This window comes from Pseudomonas sp. ACM7, from assembly GCF_004136015.1.
In the GTDB taxonomy this organism is placed as follows: Bacteria; Pseudomonadota; Gammaproteobacteria; order Pseudomonadales; family Pseudomonadaceae; genus Aquipseudomonas; species Aquipseudomonas frigoris.
Window position 1 is genome coordinate 2,819,811 of sequence record NZ_CP024866.1, and the last position, 19,002, is coordinate 2,838,812.

At 59.0% G+C, this 19,002-nt stretch carries 18 protein-coding genes and 1 pseudogene; 6 read left to right on the forward strand and 13 right to left on the reverse strand.

What is annotated here, in order from left to right; translation table 11 throughout:
* Positions 1-176 precede the first annotated feature (176 nt).
* Positions 177-1,034 carry an SDR family oxidoreductase gene (locus CUN63_RS13170; RefSeq protein ID WP_129439983.1) on the forward strand — a complete coding sequence of 286 codons (858 nt, stop codon included), beginning with the start codon at positions 177-179 and terminating at the stop codon, positions 1,032-1,034.
* A 51-nt stretch (positions 1,035-1,085) separates the two neighbouring features.
* Here CUN63_RS13170 and CUN63_RS13175 read toward each other — a convergent pair whose 3' ends face one another.
* The 7 genes from CUN63_RS13175 to CUN63_RS13205 form a co-directional block, all read right to left on the reverse strand.
* On the reverse strand, positions 1,086-1,820 hold the full coding sequence (locus tag CUN63_RS13175) for a hypothetical protein (protein WP_129439985.1): 735 nt from the start codon (positions 1,818-1,820) through the stop codon (positions 1,086-1,088).
* 78 nt (positions 1,821-1,898) lie between these two features.
* Positions 1,899-2,639, reverse strand: coding sequence for a hypothetical protein (locus tag CUN63_RS13180; RefSeq protein WP_129439987.1), 741 nt, complete (start codon positions 2,637-2,639; stop codon positions 1,899-1,901).
* Between the two features lie 58 nt (positions 2,640-2,697).
* Positions 2,698-3,078: a RidA family protein gene (locus CUN63_RS13185; RefSeq protein ID WP_003229509.1), complete on the reverse strand. Its 381-nt coding sequence runs from the start codon at positions 3,076-3,078 to the stop codon at positions 2,698-2,700.
* A gap of 24 nt (positions 3,079-3,102) precedes the next feature.
* Positions 3,103-5,208, reverse strand: a complete 2,106-nt coding sequence (gene spoT / locus CUN63_RS13190; protein ID WP_033059343.1) for a bifunctional GTP diphosphokinase/guanosine-3',5'-bis pyrophosphate 3'-pyrophosphohydrolase — start codon at positions 5,206-5,208, stop codon at positions 3,103-3,105.
* A gap of 56 nt (positions 5,209-5,264) precedes the next feature.
* The gene (gene rpoZ, locus CUN63_RS13195) at positions 5,265-5,528 is read right to left on the reverse strand and encodes a DNA-directed RNA polymerase subunit omega (RefSeq protein ID WP_007894670.1); all 264 of its coding nucleotides are present in this window, start codon (positions 5,526-5,528) and stop codon (positions 5,265-5,267) included.
* Between the two features lie 167 nt (positions 5,529-5,695).
* Entirely contained in the window at positions 5,696-6,316 is a 621-nt protein-coding gene (gmk, locus tag CUN63_RS13200; protein WP_046045040.1) for a guanylate kinase, read from the reverse strand.
* A 12-nt stretch (positions 6,317-6,328) separates the two neighbouring features.
* On the reverse strand, positions 6,329-7,192 hold the full coding sequence (locus tag CUN63_RS13205) for a YicC/YloC family endoribonuclease (RefSeq protein ID WP_008150145.1): 864 nt from the start codon (positions 7,190-7,192) through the stop codon (positions 6,329-6,331).
* A gap of 269 nt (positions 7,193-7,461) precedes the next feature.
* Between CUN63_RS13205 and rph the strand changes: the two genes are divergently transcribed.
* The 3 genes from rph to gltS all read left to right on the forward strand — a co-directional run bounded on the left by rph (position 7,462) and on the right by gltS (position 10,191).
* The gene (gene rph / locus CUN63_RS13210) at positions 7,462-8,184 is read left to right on the forward strand and encodes a ribonuclease PH (protein ID WP_010465211.1); all 723 of its coding nucleotides are present in this window, start codon (positions 7,462-7,464) and stop codon (positions 8,182-8,184) included.
* Positions 8,185-8,212: 28 nt separating this feature from the next.
* Complete coding sequence (locus CUN63_RS13215) at positions 8,213-8,581, forward strand: DUF4870 domain-containing protein (RefSeq protein ID WP_129439989.1); 369 nt, start codon at positions 8,213-8,215, stop codon at positions 8,579-8,581.
* A 404-nt stretch (positions 8,582-8,985) separates the two neighbouring features.
* Complete coding sequence (gene gltS, locus CUN63_RS13220) at positions 8,986-10,191, forward strand: sodium/glutamate symporter (protein ID WP_129445095.1); 1,206 nt, start codon at positions 8,986-8,988, stop codon at positions 10,189-10,191.
* A gap of 83 nt (positions 10,192-10,274) precedes the next feature.
* On the opposite strand, the gene CUN63_RS13225 is transcribed toward gltS, so the two are convergent.
* Positions 10,275-11,054 carry an exodeoxyribonuclease III gene (locus CUN63_RS13225; RefSeq protein WP_008030595.1) on the reverse strand — a complete coding sequence of 260 codons (780 nt, stop codon included), beginning with the start codon at positions 11,052-11,054 and terminating at the stop codon, positions 10,275-10,277.
* An 82-nt stretch (positions 11,055-11,136) separates the two neighbouring features.
* On the opposite strand from CUN63_RS13225, the gene pyrE reads away from it, so the two are divergent.
* Complete coding sequence (gene pyrE / locus CUN63_RS13230) at positions 11,137-11,781, forward strand: orotate phosphoribosyltransferase (RefSeq protein WP_129439991.1); 645 nt, start codon at positions 11,137-11,139, stop codon at positions 11,779-11,781.
* Positions 11,782-11,951: 170 nt separating this feature from the next.
* Here pyrE and argB read toward each other — a convergent pair whose 3' ends face one another.
* The 4 genes and pseudogenes from argB to coaBC form a co-directional block, all read right to left on the reverse strand.
* The gene (gene argB, locus CUN63_RS13235) at positions 11,952-12,857 is read right to left on the reverse strand and encodes an acetylglutamate kinase (RefSeq protein ID WP_109626724.1); all 906 of its coding nucleotides are present in this window, start codon (positions 12,855-12,857) and stop codon (positions 11,952-11,954) included.
* 25 nt (positions 12,858-12,882) lie between these two features.
* Positions 12,883-14,286: pseudogene (locus CUN63_RS13240) on the reverse strand (phosphomannomutase/phosphoglucomutase); the annotation flags it as partial.
* A gap of 257 nt (positions 14,287-14,543) precedes the next feature.
* Positions 14,544-14,999, reverse strand: coding sequence for a dUTP diphosphatase (gene dut / locus CUN63_RS13250; RefSeq protein WP_129439995.1), 456 nt, complete (start codon positions 14,997-14,999; stop codon positions 14,544-14,546).
* Positions 15,000-15,004: 5 nt separating this feature from the next.
* Positions 15,005-16,213, reverse strand: coding sequence for a bifunctional phosphopantothenoylcysteine decarboxylase/phosphopantothenate--cysteine ligase CoaBC (coaBC, locus tag CUN63_RS13255; RefSeq protein ID WP_008150165.1), 1,209 nt, complete (start codon positions 16,211-16,213; stop codon positions 15,005-15,007).
* 136 nt (positions 16,214-16,349) lie between these two features.
* On the opposite strand from coaBC, the gene radC reads away from it, so the two are divergent.
* Entirely contained in the window at positions 16,350-17,024 is a 675-nt protein-coding gene (gene radC, locus CUN63_RS13260; RefSeq protein ID WP_129439997.1) for a DNA repair protein RadC, read from the forward strand.
* A 136-nt stretch (positions 17,025-17,160) separates the two neighbouring features.
* On the opposite strand, the gene CUN63_RS13265 is transcribed toward radC, so the two are convergent.
* Positions 17,161-18,747, reverse strand: a complete 1,587-nt coding sequence (locus CUN63_RS13265) for an ABC transporter substrate-binding protein (RefSeq protein ID WP_129439999.1) — start codon at positions 18,745-18,747, stop codon at positions 17,161-17,163.
* Positions 18,748-19,002: the final 255 nt, after the last annotated feature.

Here is a 19,002-nt window from a genome sequence, read left to right on the forward strand (position 1 = left end):
GAGAAAGAAAAACGGTAGTTGCTCTTCCAGGCCTCGTAAGGCCGAGAACAAAAGTGGCTGGCATTATTGCAATTAATTCTTGTTAACAAAAGTAATAGCGTCTCTTTTTTTCCTCCATTACTAGCCGCTCATCCATTTCGGGCGCTAGTCTGTACCTTTCTTGAGGGAGTTTTCTGATGTCCGCGCCTTCTGTTTTGATTGCCGGCTGCGGTGATATTGGCAGTCGTCTGGCTACGCAATTGGTCGCTTGCGGGTGGGAGGTTCATGGCCTGAGGCGTGACGTTTCACGCTTGCCCGAGGGCGTCATTAGCGTTGCCGGCGACTTGTTCAATGAAGACTGCCCGGCGACCTGGCCGGTCGGAGCGGTGGATTACCTGGTGTATTGCGCGGCTGCCACTGATCACGATGAGGCGGGTTACCGCGCCGCTTATGTTCAGGGTTTGCAGCACGTGCTGGAGTGGCTGGGCGACTACGGGCAAGAGCCCAATCGACTGCTGTTCGTTTCCAGTAGCAGCGTTTACGGCCAGCAGGACGGCGAGTGGGTCGACGAGACTTCGCCTGCTGTGGCCGCTGGCTATTCAGGGCGTGTGATGCTGGAAGCCGAGCAGATTGCCCTCAATAGCGGCATTCCGGCCAGCATTGTGCGTTTAACCGGTATCTATGGTCCGGGCCGTGAGTGGCTGTTGACCCAAGTTCGCCGCGGCTATCGCGTTGCGGTCGATCCACCGTTGTATGGCAACCGTATTCATGCAGACGACGCGGCGGGGCTGATGGCCTGCTTGCTTGAGGCGGACCGGCGCGGCGTGGCGCTGGATGACGTCTATATCGGCGTCGACGATGCGCCAGCACCACTGGCAGAAGTGGTGGGCTGGCTACGAGAGTATTTGGGCGTGACCGAATGGGATGACGATGCGAGCGTGCGGCGCACTGGCAGCAAGCGCTGCCGCAATGTGCGGGCCAAAGCCTTGGGCTGGACACCGAAGTACCCAAGTTACCGCGAAGGTTATGCCGCGATACTTGCCCAAGGGGCTTGAACTGATCGAGCCTCTAAACAACAGGCGCCTGCGGGCGCCTTTGTTTTTGGGTCATTGTTTTACCAGCAGCCACTGGCGTGGGCCGGGGGTGAAGTGGGGGATTTCGTCTGGCCGGGATTGATTGATTGCCTGGAACATCTCCAGTTGCTTGCCTTTGCGAACGAAAATCCATGTGTCACTCAGGTCACCCGTGCCCAGATACAAGGTGTCATTGCCTGCGCCTTGGCTGGCGCAATCACCGTCCAGGCATAACTCGTATCGATCGGTTCCCGGTAACCCTGAAACATGGCCATCTTCCGTAAACTCGACTATTTGGCCTGTTTCGTGACCGCCGATAATTTTCCACTGCCCGCCCAGGTAAGCGGCATTGAGGGCATTCCTGAAGGTGTTTCCCCACCTTGTCCCCGTTTTGGCGGTCTTGCTGGGGCGACTGAACACCTGCTGCGGGACGTGCTCCTTGGCCAGTTGGGTCAGTCGCTTGCCATCCAGGCGCAGCTCGTCAGTGCCGTAGCCGTTGTAGTCGACGGTCCAGGCATTGGGGGACTTTTGCAGCAGTTGGCCTCCACCCCTCTCAAAACCGCTGCTCACTTGCGCCTTGCCGGTGCGAGTGTTGATGTCCCATTCCAGATTCCGGCCATGGGTGTTTAAGGATTCATGTAAAGACTGGCCTTGGGCCGCTGCATCGATGGCCGCCTGATTGATCCAGATACCACTGATATCCGTTTCGGCGGGAATAGAGGTGCAGCCGCCGAGCAGCAAAAGGCTGAGGACAAGCAGTGGGCGCATGTTCAATCCTTGAGAGGGGTGAAGAATTTCACGGCGCAGGCTAAAGAAAAAGGAGCCCGTAGGCTCCTATATTCTGTATCACTGTTTTTCCAGCAACCACTTGCGATCACCCGGGGTGAACTGCGGCATTTCATCCGCCTGGGCGGTGTTCACTGCCTGGAGGATTTCCAGTTCCTTGCCCTTGCGCGCAAAGATCCAGGTGTTGCCCTGACCATTCGCCTGTAGCCACATGTTGTCATTGCCGCCGCTCATCGACGCGCAATCGCCCGCCAGACACAGGGCATAACGATCCGCCCCCGGCAGGCCGGCAACCTGGCCGTCAGCCTGGAATTGCACGGTATTGCCTTCACCGGGACCGCTGACGACTTTCCAGCTGCCGCCCATGTAGGCCGAATACAGTGCGCGTTCAAAACTGGCACCCATCGGTGCGCCATCCGGCACAGTAACCTGCGCGCGGTGGAAGACTTGCTCCGGCTCATTGTCGCTGGCGACTTGGCTCAGTTGCTTGCCGTCACGCTTCAGCTCGCTGGCGGAGCTGCCATAAAAGTCGACTTTCCAGGCGCCAGACTCTTCGCCCAGCAGCTTGCCGTCGACGTTTTCAAAACCATTGGTGTAGCGGGCCTGACCAGCCTTGGTGTTGACGTCCCATTCCAGGTTCGGGCCATAGGCCTGGAGCGCTTCGCGCAGGGGGCCGCCTTTGGCTGCAGCATCGATGGCCGCCTGATTGATCCAGGTGCCGCTGATGTCACGGTCGGCAGGGTTGCTGGCACAACCGCCCAAGAGGAGGGCGACCAGCGAGAGAGCTAGCGCTTGGCGCATGGTGGAATCCTTTCAGAACGAAGTCAGCGCAACCCTTTGAGGGTTGCGCCGTACGCATTTACTCGATGACCAGAATGGCATCCATCTCAACCTGCGAACCCTTTGGAAGGGCCGCTACGCCGATGGCGGCGCGGGCAGGGTAAGGCTGGTCAAAGTACTTGCCCATGATCTCGTTGACCTTGGCGAAGTGGCTCAGGTCGGTGAGGAAGATGTTCAGTTTGACGATGTCCTTGAACGAACCGCCAGCAGCTTCAGCCACGGCTTTGAGGTTCTCGAATACCTGGACGGTCTGGGCTTCGAAGCCTTCAACCAGTTCCATGGTTTTTGGGTCCAGAGGAATTTGACCCGACATGTAAACGGTGTTGCCAGCCTTGATCGCCTGGGAGTAAGTGCCGATGGCGGCCGGGGCCTTGTCGCTGGTGATAACTGTTTTGGTCATGAATGACTCCTTGTAATGAGTGGCTTACGCACGCATGCGAGTGATGCGAATCACCCCGGTCAGGGCGCGCAGTTTCTTGATCACGCGAGCCAGGTGCACGCGGTCGTGCACGCTGACCACCAGTTGGACCACGCTGATGCGACCATCGCGTTCGTCCATGCTGATTTTTTCGATATTGCCGTCGGCCGCGTTGACGCTGCTGGCCAGCAGAGCGATCAGGCCGCGCTGGTGTTCCAGCTCGACGCGCAGCTCGACATTGAATTCGCCGGTGACATCCTTGGCCCACGAGAGCTGGATGCATTTTTCCGGGTTGTGGCGGATTTCGCTGATGTTGCGGCAGTTGTCCAGGTGCACGACCATGCCTTTGCCCGCGGACAGGTGGCCGACAATCGGGTCGCCCGGGATCGGCGTGCAGCACTTGGCGTAACTGAGCACCAGGCCTTCGGTGCCGCGAATCGCCAGCGGGCCTTCCGCGCTCGGCAGCTGTTCGCCTTCACCAAGCAGTCGGCGGGCGACCACGTAAGCCATACGATTGCCTAGGCCGATGTCTTCGAGCAGGTCTTCGATCAGTTCCAGGCGGTACTCGGTGAGCATCGCCTTGACGCGCTCGGCTGCTACTTTCTCCAGCGAGCTGTCGAAACCGTTGAGGACCTTGTTCAGCAGGCGTTCGCCGAGGCTGATGGACTCGGAGCGGCGTTGCAGTTTCAGCGCATGGCGGATGTGAGTCCGTGCCTTGCCGGTGACCACGAAATTGAGCCACGCCGGATTCGGCCGTGCCCCCGGGGCGCTGACGATCTCGACCGTGGAGCCGCTTTGAAGCGGTTCGGACAGCGGTGCGAGACGTCGATTGATCCGACAGGCAATGCAGCTGTTACCCACGTCGGTATGCACCGCGTAAGCGAAGTCGACCGCCGTGGAGCCTTTTGGCAGCTCCATGATCCGACCTTTGGGCGTGAACACGTAGACCTCGTCCGGGAACAGGTCGATCTTCACGCTCTCGATGAATTCCAGCGAGTTGCCGGCCCGTTGCTGCATCTCCAGCACGCCTTTGACCCACTGCCGGGCGCGGGCATGAGTACCTTTTGGCTGCTCATCGCCACTGGATTTATAGAGCCAATGGGCGGCGATGCCGTTGTTGGCCATCTCTTCCATTTCACGGGTGCGGATCTGAATCTCGATCGGTACACCGTGCATGCCGAACAGCGTGGTGTGCAGCGACTGGTAGCCGTTGGCCTTGGGGATCGCGATGTAATCCTTGAAGCGTCCCGGCAACGGTTTGTACAAATTATGCACAGCACCCAACACGCGGTAGCAGGTATCGACCTTGTCGACGATGATCCGGAACGCATAGACGTCCATGATCTCGTTGAAGGCCCGACGCTTGCCGCGCATTTTCTTGTAGATGCCGTAGAGGTGTTTCTGACGACCGCTGACCTCGCCCTGAATGCCGTCGATGGCCAGGCAGTGGCTGAGGGATTCTTCGATCTTGTTGACGATTTCCTTGCGATTGCCCCGGGCGCGTTTGACCGCCTGGTTGATCCGTGCGGAACGCATCGGGTGCATCGCCTTGAAGCCGAGGTCTTCGAATTCTATGCGGATGGCGTGCATGCCCAGCCGGTTGGCGATGGGCGCATAAATTTCCAGGGTTTCCTTGGCGATCCGTCGGCGTTTTTCGCCGGACAGGACTTCCAGGGTCCGCATGTTGTGCAAGCGGTCGGCGAGTTTGACCAGGATCACGCGAATATCGCGGGCCATGGCCATGGCCATTTTCTGGAAGTTTTCAGCCTGGGCTTCGGCCTTGGTCTCGAAGTTCATCTGGGTCAGTTTGCTGACCCCGTCGACCAGTTCGGCCACGGTTTCGCCGAACTGCGCTTGCAGCGCTTCCTTGGCAATACCGGTGTCTTCGATTACGTCATGCAGCATCGCAGCCATCAGGCTCTGATGGTCCATGTGCATGTCGGCAAGAATATTCGCAACCGCGAGTGGGTGCGTGACGTACGCCTCGCCGCTACGGCGGCGCTGGCCATCGTGGGCTTGTTCGGCGTAGAAGTACGCTCGGCGGACCAGGTTGACCTGGTCCTTGCCGAGGTAGGTCGATAAGCGATCGGCGAGGGCGTCTATGCTCGGCATGATGAAACCTGCCGTTCGCTGTGACCCCGCGCCGTGCTACGTCGACCAGGCATGGCTTAGACTGCCTCGTTGGACTCGTCCTCGAACGCTGCGAACAGCGGTTCGTCTTCGACGATTTCAGCGTTGGCGATGAACTCGTAGCTCATCAGGCCTTCAGCGATTTCACGCAAGGCTACAACGGTAGGCTTGTCGTTTTCCCACTGAACCAGTGGCTCTTTGCCGCCGGTGGCCAGTTGACGGGCACGCTTGGTAGACAGCATGACCAGCTCAAAGCGGTTTTCCACGTGGTTTAGGCAATCTTCAACGGTTACGCGGGCCATGGTATTCCTCGGAGCGAATGCAATATGCGCGCTGCCCGGTTGGGCGAGCGGACTCAACAGTTTAAAAAATCACCAGCGATTAGGGAAGCGCTGATTTTTTGACCAAGCCCTTCAACGCGCTGCAAGTGCCAATGTAAAGCCCTTGCAACGGTTTTGGGAAGAGCTGTTTAGCCGAGCAATTCGGCCAAAAGTTTTCCGTTACGCTGCTGCTGACGCTTCTGATGCAGCTGATTGGCACGGAAAATCGCCTGCAAATCGCGCAGTGCGTGGGCGAAATCGTCGTTGATGATCAGGTAATCGTAGTCGACGTAGTGGCTCATTTCGCTGACGGCTTCGCGCATCCGGCCTTCGATGATCTCGTCGCTGTCCTGGCCACGATTGGTCAGGCGCTGGTGCAAGGCCTGCAGGGACGGCGGCAGAATGAAGATCGAACGGGCCTGAGGCATCAACTTGCGTACTTGCTCGGCGCCTTGCCAGTCGATTTCCAGAATCAGGTCGTGGCCTTCATCCAGGGTCTGCTGCAGGTGGCTTTGCGAAGTGCCGTAGAGATTGCCGAACACTTCGGCGCGCTCGAGGAAATCCCCATGCTCGATCATCTTCACGAACTCGCTGCGTTCGACGAAGTGATAGTTCACGCCATTCACTTCACCGGGGCGCATGGCGCGGGTGGTGTGGGAGACGGAGACGCGGATCTCCTGATCAGCGTCGGTCAGGGCCTTGACCAAGCTGCTCTTGCCCGCGCCCGAAGGTGCGGAAATGATGTACAGGGTGCCGGTGCTGTGGGTCATGTCAGGGTTGCCTTACTCAATATTCTGCACTTGTTCGCGCATCTGCTCGATCAACACTTTGAGGTTGACCGCCGCCTGGGTGCTGCGCGGGTCGAAGGCTTTGGAGCCCAGTGTGTTGGCTTCGCGGTTGAGCTCTTGCATCAGGAAATCCAGGCGCCGACCGGCAGCGCCACCGGATTTGAGCACCCGGCGAACTTCTATGATGTGAGTGCTCAGGCGATCCAGTTCTTCGGCGACGTCGCTCTTTTGCGCGAGCATGACCATTTCCTGCTCCAGCCGCTGCGGGTCCATCTCGGCCTTCATGTCGGCAAAGCGGTCGAGCACTTTCTGGCGCTGGGTGGCGAGCATCTGTGGGACCAGTTCACGCAGGGTCACCACGTCTTCTTCAATGGAGGTCAGGCGATCGTTGATCAACCGCGCCAACTCCGCGCCTTCGCGCTCGCGGCCGGCCTTGAGTTCTTTAAGGCCTTCATTGAACAGCGCCAGGGCTTCGGCATTCAAGGCTTGCGGGTCGGTCGCATCGCCCACCAGCACGCCGGGCCAGGCCAGGACTTCCAGTGGGTTCAGCGCGGCTGGATTCTTGATCAGGCCGGCGATGGTCTCGGCGGCAGCGACCAATTGCGCGGCGCGCTCGCGGTCCACTTGCAGTGGTTTGTCGGTATTTTCTTCGGTGAAGCGCAGGGTGCATTCCAGCTTGCCGCGCGAGATTCCCTGGCGCAGCGCTTCGCGGACCGCGCCTTCGAGGTCGCGAAAGGACTCCGGCAGACGCAGGTGCGGCTCCAGGTAGCGGCTGTTGACCGAGCGCAGTTCCCAGCTCAGGGTGCCTTGGGCGCCGGCTTTTTCGACGCGGGCAAAGGCGGTCATGCTGTGCACCATGGAGGTACCTCGCAATGCAGGTTCATGCGTTACCAAAGGTTTCGCAGGCCTGATCTATATGAATTTAAGCCCAGAGGCAGCAAAGGCGCAGGATTGTAGCGCAGTGGGGCGAATGCGCCCAAACACACGGTGTGACAAAGGGCTGCAGGTCGTCGGCAAAGCGCCGTTCAGGGCCTTCAGTCGTCGGGGGATTTTTTAGAAGTGCCCACTCGTGGCCCTGCGGCTCTATAATGCTCCGCAGTTTTCCGTCCCCCGTACAGGTATTCCCTATGAAACGTCCAAGTGGTCGCGCTGCCGATCAGCTCCGCTCGATCCGCATTACCCGCAACTACACCAAACACGCCGAGGGATCTGTACTGGTCGAGTTCGGTGATACCAAAGTCATCTGCACCGTCAGCGTCGAGAACGGCGTGCCGCGTTTCCTCAAAGGTCAGGGCCAAGGCTGGTTGACCGCTGAATACGGCATGCTGCCGCGCGCCACTGGCGAGCGTAACCAGCGTGAAGCGAGCCGCGGCAAGCAAGGCGGCCGTACCCTGGAAATCCAGCGTCTGATCGGCCGTTCCCTGCGCGCTTCGCTGGACATGTCCAAGCTGGGCGACGTCACCCTGTACGTCGACTGCGACGTGATCCAGGCTGACGGCGGCACCCGCACCGCGTCCATCACCGGCGCCATGGTTGCACTGGTCGATGCCTTGAAAGTGATCAAGAAGCGCGGCGGCCTGAAAGGCGGCGACCCGCTGAAGCAAATGATCGCTGCCGTTTCGGTGGGTATGTACCAGGGCGAGCCGGTACTCGACCTCGACTATCTGGAAGACTCCGCCGCCGAGACTGACCTGAACGTGGTGATGACCAGCACGGGTGGCTTCATCGAAGTCCAGGGCACTGCCGAAGGCGCACCGTTCCAGCCGGAAGAGCTGAACGCTATGCTGGAACTGGCGAAGAAAGGCATGACTGAAATCTTCGAGCTGCAAAAGGCTGCACTGGCCGACTGATCGGACTGCTCCGGGCAAGGAGGGCGTTATGAGTGACGAGCAACAGCTGCTTCCCACACCGAGCAAAGAGGTTCGGCAGTGGGCAATGTTTTGTCACCTGTCCGCCTTGCTGGGGATCTGGATTCCGTTCGGCACGCTGATCGGCCCGCTGATTCTCTGGCAGATGAAGCGCGAGATGGACCCGTTCATCGATGCGCAGGGCAAGGAGGCGCTGAACTTTCAGATCACCGTCGCCATTGCCTCCGCCATCTGCTTGCTGCTGATGGTGGTGATCGTCGGGTTCTTCCTGTTCGCTCCGTTGGCGATCGGTGCGCTGGTACTGACGATCATCGGTGGCGTGAAGGCCAATGAAGGGGTGCCGTATCGGTATCCGTTCACTTGGCGGTTGATCAAATAACGATCAGCGCTAGATTCCCTTGTGGGAGCGACAGCTGTGTGAAATGCAGTTCGCCACGCTTTAAAGCAAATGCCCTGACTTGTCGGGGCATTTTTTTTTGATTTGATTAACTTCCCCAACGTTGCCATTAGCAATATCCAGCGGCCGCAGGTATTGCTGCGCACTATCGCTCTTACACTTCTAGTCACAACTGCTTCGCCTCAACACCGCCTATGTGCTTGGCAATGAGACTTCGCGGTTGATAAAGTTGCCCCAAGTAATATTCCTTCAGAAATATTTCGATATATTCAGACCATTGAAGGTCCTTGAATTTAAAGCAAATCAGTGTTGATAAGATCAACCTGTTCAAGAGGCGTGTCCAGGTAAAAAGTTCGCCCCTGAATATATATAAAAGAATAATCCCAATGGTTCAGCTCGATTTCTATGGAACACTTGTGGCCGCCTCTTTAGTACTGTTGTTGGGGCGTGGACTTGTCACACGAATCGGTTTTTTACGCAGTTACAATATCCCTGAGCCTGTAGCAGGCGGCCTGGTGGTGGCTCTGCTTCTCCTGGCTTTGCGGGGATTTGATATTGACGTCCGATTTGACACCTCACTGCAGACGCCCTTGATGTTGGCGTTTTTTGCCACCATTGGCTTGAGTGCTGACTTCGCAAGCCTGAAGAAAGGCGGGCGCGTAGTGGGGGTCTTTCTACTGGCGGTCATCGGGCTTCTGGTGGTCCAGAATGCCATGGGCATCGGGCTCGCAAAGGCCTTGGGGCTCGATCCGTTGATGGGCTTGCTTACGGGCTCGATTACGTTGTCTGGCGGTCACGGTACAGGCGCTGCGTGGGGAGCGACGTTCAGCGAGAAGTTTGGCCTGGCGTCCGCCTCTGAACTCGCGATGGCCTCTGCGACGTTTGGCTTGGTGCTGGGTGGTTTGATTGGTGGTCCGGTCGCTCGCCTGCTCATCAAACGTGTCCAGACACCCGGTTGCGAGAAAGATAAGCCGCGTCCGCCGAAGGGCTTTGAGCAGCCAAACAAAGAGCGCTCGATCACGCCATTTTCGTTTATCGAGACGCTCGCCCTGATCGCCGTCAGTCTGATGGCAGGCTCCCTCTTGAATGGCCTGCTCCACGGAACTGCATTTGAGTTGCCGACGTTCGTATGTGTCTTGTTCGTGGGTGTGGTTTTACGCAACGGACTTTCCGCACTTGGCTTGTATCAGGTGTTTGAGCGTGAAGTTTCCGTGTTGGGGAATGTCAGCCTATCGCTGTTTCTGGCGATCGCTCTGATGTCGCTCAAACTGTGGGATCTGGCAGCGCTGGCGTTGCCGATCTTTATCATTCTGGCTGCGCAAGCGTTGGTCATGGCGCTGTTTGCGATTTTCGTGACATTCAGAATGATGGGCAGCAACTACGATGCGGCAGTTCTGGCGGCAGGGCACTGCGGTTTCGGACTGGGAGCAACGCCAACTGCCATCGCTAACATGCAAGCGGTGACACAACGTTACGGACCTTCGCAGATAGCGTTCCTGGTGGTGCCAATGGTGGGTGCTTTCTTCATCGACATCATTAATGTCATCGTGATCAAGTTGTACCTGGCGCTGCCGTTTTTCGCCGCTGCTTGAAGGGATAACGCATAAGAAAAATGCCCGTATCTTGCGATACGGGCATTTTCGTCAATCGGTCAGCAGGTTTTCGTGTCAGTGACCTAGATAGTCAGCGTCCAGTCGTAGTCCACGATCAGCGGCGCATGCTGCGAGAACCGTGGCTGACGTGGCAGGCGCGCACTGCGTACAAAGCGGCGCAAGCCCGGGGTCAGTATCTGGTAATCGAAACGCCAACCGAGGTTGAGCATTTCAGCCTGTTCGTTATCCGGCCACCAGCTGTACTGGTCACCTTCACGGCTGACTTCACGCAGGGCATCGACATAGCCCATGTTGCCGACAATCTCGTCCATCCAGGCACGTTCAGGTGCCAGGAAGCCCGGGGATTGCTGGCTGTCACGCCAGTTCTTGATATCCAGCTTCTGTTGCGCCACGTACAGCGAGCCACAGTAAATGTACTCGCGACGTTTGCGTCGCTGTTTATCCAGATAACGGGCGAAATCGTCCATTAGCTTGAACTTCTGGTTCAAGTCTTCATCGCCGTTCTGCCCCGAAGGGAGCAGTAAGGTCGCGATGCTGACCTTGTCGAAATCGGCTTGCAGGTAGCGCCCGTAGCGGTCGGCCGTCTCGAAGCCGAGACCGCTGATGACTGCCTTCGGTTGCAGCCGCGAATACAAAGCCACGCCACCTTGGGCGGGAACTTCGGCTTCGCAGGCATAAAGGAAGTAGCCATCCAGTTGGAAGGCTGGATCGTCCAGTTCAAAGGCGGAGGCGCGGGTGTCCTGCAGGCAGATGACGTCGGCATTCTGTGCTTGCAGCCAACTGAGCAACCCTCGCTCCACTGCAGCCTGAATACCATTGACGTTCACACTGATGATCCGCATAAATGGCCCCAAAAATCGCGTGCGTGTATGATACACGGCGTCAACCTAATTAGCTAAATCCGTGGTATTTGGGGTTTTTTTCATGCAAGCGTATCAGCGCGATTTCATTCGTTTTGCCATCGATCGCGGCGTTTTGCGCTTCGGCGAGTTCACCCTGAAGTCCGGGCGCACCAGTCCTTACTTCTTTAATGCCGGCCTGTTCAACTCGGGTTCGGCCCTTGCGCAGCTGGGTCGTTTCTACGCGGCAGCCATCGTCGAGAGCGGTATTTTGTTCGATGTATTGTTTGGCCCCGCGTACAAAGGCATCCCTTTGGCGGCGACCACTGCAGTGGCCTTGGCCGAACATCATGGTCGTGATCTGCCATGGTGCTTCAACCGCAAGGAAGCCAAGGCCCACGGCGAAGGCGGCAGCCTGGTCGGCGCACCGTTGACCGGTGATGTGCTGATCATCGACGACGTCATCACCGCTGGCACTGCTATCCGCGAAGTGATGCAGATCATCGCTTCCCAGGACGGCGCCAAGGCTGCGGGCGTGCTCATCGCCCTGAACCGTCAGGAGCGAGGCAACGGCGAGTTGTCGGCAATCCAGGAAGTGGAGCGTGACTTCGGCATTCCGGTGATCAGCATTGTTTCGCTGAACCAGGTGCTGGAATTCCTGGCGGACGATCCCCAGCTCAAGCAGCATTTGCCAGCGGTTGAAGCCTACCGCGCCCAATTCGGCGTCTGACACCGATCTATGTAGGAGCGAGGCTTGCCCGCGAAGAGGCCATCACGTTCAACATTTTCGTTGACTGATACACCGCCTTCGCGGGCAAGCCTCGCCCCTACAAAGGATCGCAGGCAGAAAAAGACCCCGCTCAGCCAGGCTGAGCGGGGTCTTTTTGTGTGCGCTATCGCTTAAGGACGCTTGCGATTGCTGATCAACGTACCCACACCGGTATCGGTGAAGATTTCCAGCAGAATCGCATTCGGAACCCGGCCATCGATGATCAACGAGCTGCCCACGCCACCTTGCACGGCTTCCAGCGCGCAACGGATCTTCGGCAGCATGCCACCATAGATGGTGCCGTCGGCGATCAGATCGTCGACCTGTTGAGTCGTCAGACCGGTCAGGACCGTGCCCGACTTGTCCATCAAGCCGGCGATGTTGGTCAGCAGCATCAGCTTTTCAGCTTTCAGCGCTTCGGCGACTTTACCGGCCACCAAGTCAGCGTTGATGTTGTACGACTCGCCGTTAGCACCGACGCCGATTGGCGCGATCACCGGAATGAAGTCGCCTTTGACCAGCAGGTTCAGCAAGTCGGTGTTGATCCCGACCACTTCGCCCACCTGGCCGATGTCGATGATTTCCGGTTGGGTCATCTCCGGCGTCTGGCGGGTCACGGTGAGCTTCTTCGCACGAATCAGCTCGGCATCTTTACCGGTCAGGCCGATGGCGCTGCCGCCATGACGGTTGATCAGGTTGACGATGTCCTTGTTGACCTGGCCGCCGAGGACCATTTCCACTACGTCCATGGTTTGCGCGTCAGTGACGCGCATGCCATCGATGAAGTGGCTCTCGATCGACAGACGCTTGAGCAGGTCGCCGATTTGCGGGCCGCCACCGTGAACCACCACCGGGTTAATGCCGACGGCTTTCATCAGCACGATGTCGCGGGCGAAGCCGGTTTTCAGCTCCTCGCTTTCCATCGCGTTGCCGCCGTATTTGATCACCAGCGTCTTGCCGACATAGCGGCGAATGTAAGGCAGCGCTTCGGACAGGACCTTGGCGGTGTTGGCGGCGGCTTCGCGTTCGAGGGTCATTCAGGGCTCCGGGTGCTTCAGAAGATCAAAACGGTAATTGGAGATCAGGTGCAACACGCTTCAACTGGACGTGGAAAACATCCTTGATGCGCTGCAATTCCGCCTCGTCATCGGCCTCGAAGCGCAGCACCAGCACCGGTGTGGTGTTGGACGCGCGCACCAGGCCCCAGCCTTTGGCGTAGTCGACTCGCACGCCGTCAATGGTGGTCAGGTCGGCGCCTTCGCCCCACTTCGCGTCGTGCAGTGCATCAATGATGCTGAATTTGCTCTCTTCGGTCACATGGATATTGATTTCCGGCGTAGAAATATCGTTCGGGAAGGTCGCAAACAGCTCTTCCGCGGTGGATTTTTCTTTGCTGAGGATCTCCAGCAGACGCGCAGCGCTGTAAATGCCGTCGTCGAAACCGAACCAGCGTTCCTTGAAGAAGATGTGCCCGCTCATTTCGCCGGCCAACAGGGCGCCGGTTTGTTTCATTTTCTTTTTGATCAACGAGTGACCGGTCTTCCACATGAGCGGACGGCCGCCGTATTCCTTGATCAGCGGCGTCAGGCGACGGGTGCATTTGACGTCGAAGATGATCTCCGCGTCAGCGTTGCGCGCCAGCACGTCACGGGCGAACAGCATCAGCAAGCGGTCCGGGTAAACGATGCTGCCGGTGTTGGTCACCACGCCGACGCGGTCGCCATCGCCGTCGAAGGCCAGGCCGAGGTCAGCGTTGGTTTCCTTGACCTTGGCAATCAGGTCCACAAGGTTTTCAGGCTTGCCCGGATCCGGATGGTGATTCGGGAAGTTGCCGTCGACGTCGCAGAACAGCGGGATGACTTCGCAGTTCAGGGCTTCAATCAGTTGCGGGGCAATCACGCCGGCCGCGCCGTTGCCGCAGTCGACCACGACTTTGAGGCGACGAGCCAGTTTGATGTCCTCGACGATTTCGGTGTTGTAGCGGTCGAGGATCTCGACCTTGGTGATGCTGCCCTTGCCGCTGCTCAGGTTGTTGGTCTTGAGGCGTTCGTGCAGGGCCTGGATCTGTTCGTTGGCCAAGGTGTCGCCAGCGATGACGATCTTGAAGCCGTTGTAGTTCGACGGGTTGTGGCTGCCGGTGAGCATCACGCCGGATTTGCCGGCCAGCACGTTGGCGGCGTAGTACAGCGCAGGCGTTGGCACCAGGCCGACGTCGCTGACGTGGCAGCCGCTGTCGGCGAGGCCTTTGATCAGTTGTTCGACCAGTTCTGGGCCGGACAGGCGACCGTCACGGCCGACGGAAACGTTCGGTTCGTCCTGGGCCAGGCTCTGGGAGCCGATGGCGCGACCGAGCCAATAAGCGGTTTCAGCGTTCAAGAATTCCGGGACGGTGCCGCGAATGTCGTAGGCGCGGAAGATGCTGTCGGGGAACTTGGGTGCGACTTGGGCTGGGCTGCTCATTACTGGAAATGCTCCATCTCGAAGGGTGGTTGGACCTGCTGCGAAGAACTCGTCGACAGGCTCAAACTGAAGGGTATGACGACGTTTTCCACTGAGAGTTCGTGGTGTGCAAAGGCCATGCCCCCAACATTAGCGAGCGATTGGCTGGCCAATGCCTTGATTTTGGGCGGTAAACCTTCCAGATGAGGCTAGTGCAATTTTCATCCTGAAGTGCAAAACCTTGGTGTCAGGCCGGGCAGGGAGCCCAGCCTGAGTTCCTGTGATCAATGGCTGCCGGAGTGCCCGAAACCGCCGGCACCGCGCTCGGTTTCAACGAACTCTTCGACCATCTCGAAGTGCGCTTGAACCACCGGCACCAAAACCAGCTGGGCCAAACGCTCGCCGACCGCGATGTTGAAGTCGGTCTGACCGCGGTTCCAGCACGACACCATCAGCGGGCCTTGATAATCAGAGTCGATCAGGCCGACAAGGTTGCCCAGCACGATGCCGTGCTTATGGCCCAGGCCCGAGCGCGGCAGAATCAGCGCCGCCAGGCCTGGATCGCCGATGTACACCGACAGGCCGGTAGGAATCAGCAAGGTTTCGCCCGGCTTGATGACGGTGTCTTTTTCCAGCATGGCGCGCAGGTCGAGGCCGGCGGAGCCTGGCGTGGCGTACTGCGGCAGCGGGAAATCGGTACCGATGCGAGGGTCGAGGATCTTGGCTTGCAAAGTGTGCATGTAAATTAAACCTGGTTCAGACGTTCGGCGATAAAAGTGATCAGCTGGCGAGCAATCTTGCTCTTGCTGGTCTGGGCGAAAAGTGTGGCGTGTAGCTGGCGGTCGATCACGCTGCAGGCGTTTTCTTCGCTGTTGAAGCCAATGCTCGGGTTTGCGACGTCGTTGGCGACGATCAAATCGAGGTTCTTGTCTTTCAACTTGCGGGCAGCGTAATCGAGCAGGTGTTCGGTTTCAGCGGCGAAACCGACACTGAACGGACGGTCAGGGCGGGTGGCGATGGTGGCCAGAATGTCCGGGTTACGCACCATCTGTAGCAACAAGCCGTCGCCGTTCGTAGGGTCTTTCTTGAGTTTCTGTGGGGCGACGACTTCCGGACGGTAGTCCGCGACCGCTGCCGAGGCGATGAACAGGTCGCAAGGGATCGCGGCTTCACAAGCGGCGAGCATGTCGCGGGCGCTGACCACGTCGATGCGGGTGACGCGATCCGGGGTCGGCAGGTGCACCGGGCCGGTTATCAGCGTTACGCGGGCGCCGGCTTCCACTGCGGCCTCGGCCAGGGCAAAGCCCATTTTTCCGGAGCTGTGGTTGGTGATGTAGCGCACCGGGTCGATGTTTTCCTGGGTCGGGCCGGCGGTGATCAGCACGTGTTTGCCGGTCAGCGCCTGACGCTGGAAGCAGTCCGCCGCACACTGAGCGAGGTCGGTGGCTTCGAGCATGCGGCCCATGCCGACATCGCCGCAGGCCTGGCTGCCGGAGGCCGGGCCGAAGGTTTTCAGGCCGCGGCTTTCGAGGGTTTGCAGGTTGGCCTGGGTGGCCGGGTCGCGCCACATGGCCTGGTTCATCGCCGGGGCAACGGCGACCACGGCGTCGGTGGCCAGCACCAGCGTGGTCAGCAGGTCGTCGGCAATGCCTTGGGCCAGGCGGGCAATGAGGTCCGCGGTGGCGGGGGCGATCAGCACCAGGTCGGCCCATTTGGCCAGCTCGATGTGGCCCATGGCAGCTTCGGCCGCCGGGTCGAGCAAATCGAGGTGGACTGGATGCCCGGACAAGGCCTGCATGGTCAGCGGTGTGATGAACTCGCTGCCGCCGCGGGTCATGACCACGCGCACTTCGGCGCCCTGGTCGATCAAGCGGCGAACCAGGTCGGCGCTCTTGTAGGCAGCGATACCGCCGCCGACGCCCAGAACGATGCGTTTCCGATACAGCCGCTGCATAGGTCTGCCTTTCATTTCGTTGATGACTGCGTGGCGATACCCCCTCCCCAGGAGTGAAATCGCTCGCAAAAAAGATGGGCTACGATATCACAGCGACCGCTACGGAACAGCGGCGCCCACAGAGCAGGGAGGTGCTATGAGTATTCGCGATTGGCCCGCGGCGGAACGGCCGCGGGAGAGGTTGCTGGAGTTGGGCTCGGGGAGCCTTTCAGACGCCGAATTGCTGGCGATTTTTTTACGAACCGGCGTGTCGGGTAAAAGCGCGGTAGATCTGGCGAGACACCTGTTGAATCAGTTTGGCAGCCTGCGCTCACTGCTCGAGGCCGATCAAGCAGCATTCAGCAGGCAGTTGGGGCTTGGGCCGGCGAAATTCGCTCAGTTGCAAGCGGTCCAGGAAATGGGCCGGCGGCATTTGGCCGAACGTGCGCGCCAAAAATCGGCGCTGGAAAATCCGCAGGCGGTTCGTGATTACCTGAAGTCAATGCTGCGCCATGAGCCTCACGAGGTGTTCGGCTGTCTGTTTTTGGATTCCAGGCATCAAGTGCTGACCTTTGAAGTGCTGTTTCGCGGATCCATCGACAGCACCAGTGTCTATCCGAGACAAGTGGTTAAACGCGCGTTGGCCCACAACGCCGCAGCGTTGATCCTCTGCCATAACCATCCGTCGGGTAATACCAACCCCAGTCAAGCAGACCGAACGCTGACCAAGCGCCTGCAAGAGGCGCTGGACCTGATCGATGTGCGGGTGCTCGACCATTTCATCATCGGTGACGGCGATCCGCTGTCCATGGCTGAGTATGGGTGGATGTAGCGGGAAGCCCGACAAACACAAATCCCCTGTGGGAGCGGGCTTGCTCGCGAAGGGGCCGTGTCAGGCAACATCACTGTTGAATGATCGACGGCTTTCGCGAGCAAGCCCGCTCCCACAGGGTTTGTGGCGACGCTGATTACTTGAGGATGACCTTCGAGTAATCCTGACGGCCGAATGGGCTGACGGCATACCCTTCGACGTCCTTGCGCGTCAGCGCGAAGGCGGTCGGGTGGGCCAGCGGCAGCCACAGCGCCTGTTGCTGGATCTGCGCCTGAGCCTGCTCGTAGAGCTTGGTGCGCACACCTTGCTCGCCGGTGGTCTTGCCGGCGCTGATCAGCTTGTCCAGGTCCTGGTTGCAGTAGCGGGCGAAGTTGGTGCCGGACTTGACCGCCGCGCAGGAAAACTGCGGCGTGAGGAAGTTGTCCGGGTCGCCGTTATCGCCAGCCCAGCCCATGAACAGCAGGTCATGCTCGCCAGCCTTGGCGCGGCGAATCAGTTCGCCCCATTCGATCACCCGAATCTCGGCCTGAATGCCGATTTCCGCGAGGTCCGATTGCAGCATTTGAGCGCTGAGGCTCGGGTTAGGATTGAGCAGGCTGCCTGAAGGTCGGGTCCAGATGGTGGTCTGGAAGCCGTTCTTGAGCCCGGCCTTCGCCATGAGTGCTTTGGCTTTTTCGACGTCATGCGGATAACCCGGCAGGCCTTTGGCATAGCTCCAGGTATTTGGCGGGTATGGACCGTTGGCAGGTTCGGCGGTGTCTTCGAACACGGCTTTGACGTAGTTGGCCTTGTCGAACGCGAGGTTGATCGCCTGGCGCACTTCGGGCTTGTTCAGCGGCGGATGCTGGCTGTTGATGCCAACGAACGCGGTCATGAAGGCGTCAGTCTTTTCCACTTTCAAGGTCGGTTCTTTCAGCGCTGCCTGTACGTCCAGAGGCTTGGGCGACAGGGCGATCTGGCACTCGTTGCGGCGCAATTTCTGCAAACGCACGTTGGCGTCAGGAGTGATGCTGAAAATCAGCGGATCCACCGAAGGCTTGCCGCGGAAGTAGTCCGGGTTGGCCTTGTAGCGGATCGAGGCATCTTTCTGGAAGCGCGTGAAGACGAACGGCCCGCTGCCGATCGGCTGGCTGTTGAGCTTTTCCGGGGTGCCGGCCTTCAACAGTTTGTCGGCATATTCGGCGGAGTAGATCGAGGCGAAGCCCATGCTCAGGGTGGCGAGGAAAGTCGAGTCCGGGTGATCGAGGGTGAAGCGCACAGTCAGTGTATCCAGCGCATCGATCTTCTTGATCAGTGCCGGCAACTGCATCGACTGGGCATGCGGGAAGCCGCTTTGGGCCACTTTGTGCCAAGGGTTTGCCGGGTCGAGCATGCGGTCGAAGCTGAACTTCACGTCTTCGGCGGTCATGTCGCGCGACGGGCTGAAGTACTCGGTACGGTGGAATTTCACCTGCGGGTGCAATTTGAAGACATAGGTCAGGCCGTCGGGCGTGACTTCCCAGCTGTCCGCGAGGCTCGCGACCACTTTGCCGCTAGCGGTATCGAAGTCCACCAGGCGGTTCATCAGCACGTCGGCCGAGGCGTTGGTGGTGGTCAGCGAGTTGTATTGCACCACGTCGAACCCTTCCGGGCTTGCCTCAGTGCAAACGCTCAGAGCGGCGGCATGGGCCAATGGGCTCAGCAGAAGAGGGGCGAGCAACAGCGGTAGGGCAGCGAGGCGCATGGTCGGATTCCTTTACAGATCGAAGGCCCATCTGCAAGTGCAGTCTGGAAAAGGCTTACCCTAGTGGGCTCTTTTGCAAATGACTATCCCCTTTTTCATTTTAAGGGGACTATGTGCGCTTGTTTTCGGTGCGTGCTGGCTGAGAAAAACTCTGAATCGGCGTGTTGGCTGATTCTCTGCGACGAGCGGTCTTTAGCGACGACAGCCTTTATCCAAGGCGCTCGAAGCCCGGAAAGCGGGGTTTTTATCAAGTCT

What these genes read in the sequence shown, in the direction of transcription:
- gltS (WP_129445095.1), top strand. Translation starts at nt 8,986, where the DNA reads ATGGTTCAGCTCGATTTCTATGGAACACTTGTGGCCGCCTCTTTAGTA.
- CUN63_RS13180 (WP_129439987.1), bottom strand. Translation starts at nt 2,639, where the DNA reads ATGCGCCAAGCGCTAGCTCTCTCGCTGGTCGCCCTCCTCTTGGGCGGT.
- coaBC (WP_008150165.1), bottom strand. Translation starts at nt 16,213, where the DNA reads ATGCAGCGGCTGTATCGGAAACGCATCGTTCTGGGCGTCGGCGGCGGT.
- pyrE (WP_129439991.1), top strand. Translation starts at nt 11,137, where the DNA reads ATGCAAGCGTATCAGCGCGATTTCATTCGTTTTGCCATCGATCGCGGC.
- argB (WP_109626724.1), bottom strand. Translation starts at nt 12,857, where the DNA reads ATGACCCTCGAACGCGAAGCCGCCGCCAACACCGCCAAGGTCCTGTCC.
- CUN63_RS13215 (WP_129439989.1), top strand. Translation starts at nt 8,213, where the DNA reads ATGAGTGACGAGCAACAGCTGCTTCCCACACCGAGCAAAGAGGTTCGG.
- CUN63_RS13265 (WP_129439999.1), bottom strand. Translation starts at nt 18,747, where the DNA reads ATGCGCCTCGCTGCCCTACCGCTGTTGCTCGCCCCTCTTCTGCTGAGC.
- CUN63_RS13175 (WP_129439985.1), bottom strand. Translation starts at nt 1,820, where the DNA reads ATGCGCCCACTGCTTGTCCTCAGCCTTTTGCTGCTCGGCGGCTGCACC.
- rpoZ (WP_007894670.1), bottom strand. Translation starts at nt 5,528, where the DNA reads ATGGCCCGCGTAACCGTTGAAGATTGCCTAAACCACGTGGAAAACCGC.
- CUN63_RS13185 (WP_003229509.1), bottom strand. Translation starts at nt 3,078, where the DNA reads ATGACCAAAACAGTTATCACCAGCGACAAGGCCCCGGCCGCCATCGGC.
- CUN63_RS13205 (WP_008150145.1), bottom strand. Translation starts at nt 7,192, where the DNA reads ATGGTGCACAGCATGACCGCCTTTGCCCGCGTCGAAAAAGCCGGCGCC.
- spoT (WP_033059343.1), bottom strand. Translation starts at nt 5,208, where the DNA reads ATGCCGAGCATAGACGCCCTCGCCGATCGCTTATCGACCTACCTCGGC.
- gmk (WP_046045040.1), bottom strand. Translation starts at nt 6,316, where the DNA reads ATGACCCACAGCACCGGCACCCTGTACATCATTTCCGCACCTTCGGGC.
- CUN63_RS13170 (WP_129439983.1), top strand. Translation starts at nt 177, where the DNA reads ATGTCCGCGCCTTCTGTTTTGATTGCCGGCTGCGGTGATATTGGCAGT.
- dut (WP_129439995.1), bottom strand. Translation starts at nt 14,999, where the DNA reads ATGCACACTTTGCAAGCCAAGATCCTCGACCCTCGCATCGGTACCGAT.
- radC (WP_129439997.1), top strand. Translation starts at nt 16,350, where the DNA reads ATGAGTATTCGCGATTGGCCCGCGGCGGAACGGCCGCGGGAGAGGTTG.
- CUN63_RS13225 (WP_008030595.1), bottom strand. Translation starts at nt 11,054, where the DNA reads ATGCGGATCATCAGTGTGAACGTCAATGGTATTCAGGCTGCAGTGGAG.
- rph (WP_010465211.1), top strand. Translation starts at nt 7,462, where the DNA reads ATGAAACGTCCAAGTGGTCGCGCTGCCGATCAGCTCCGCTCGATCCGC.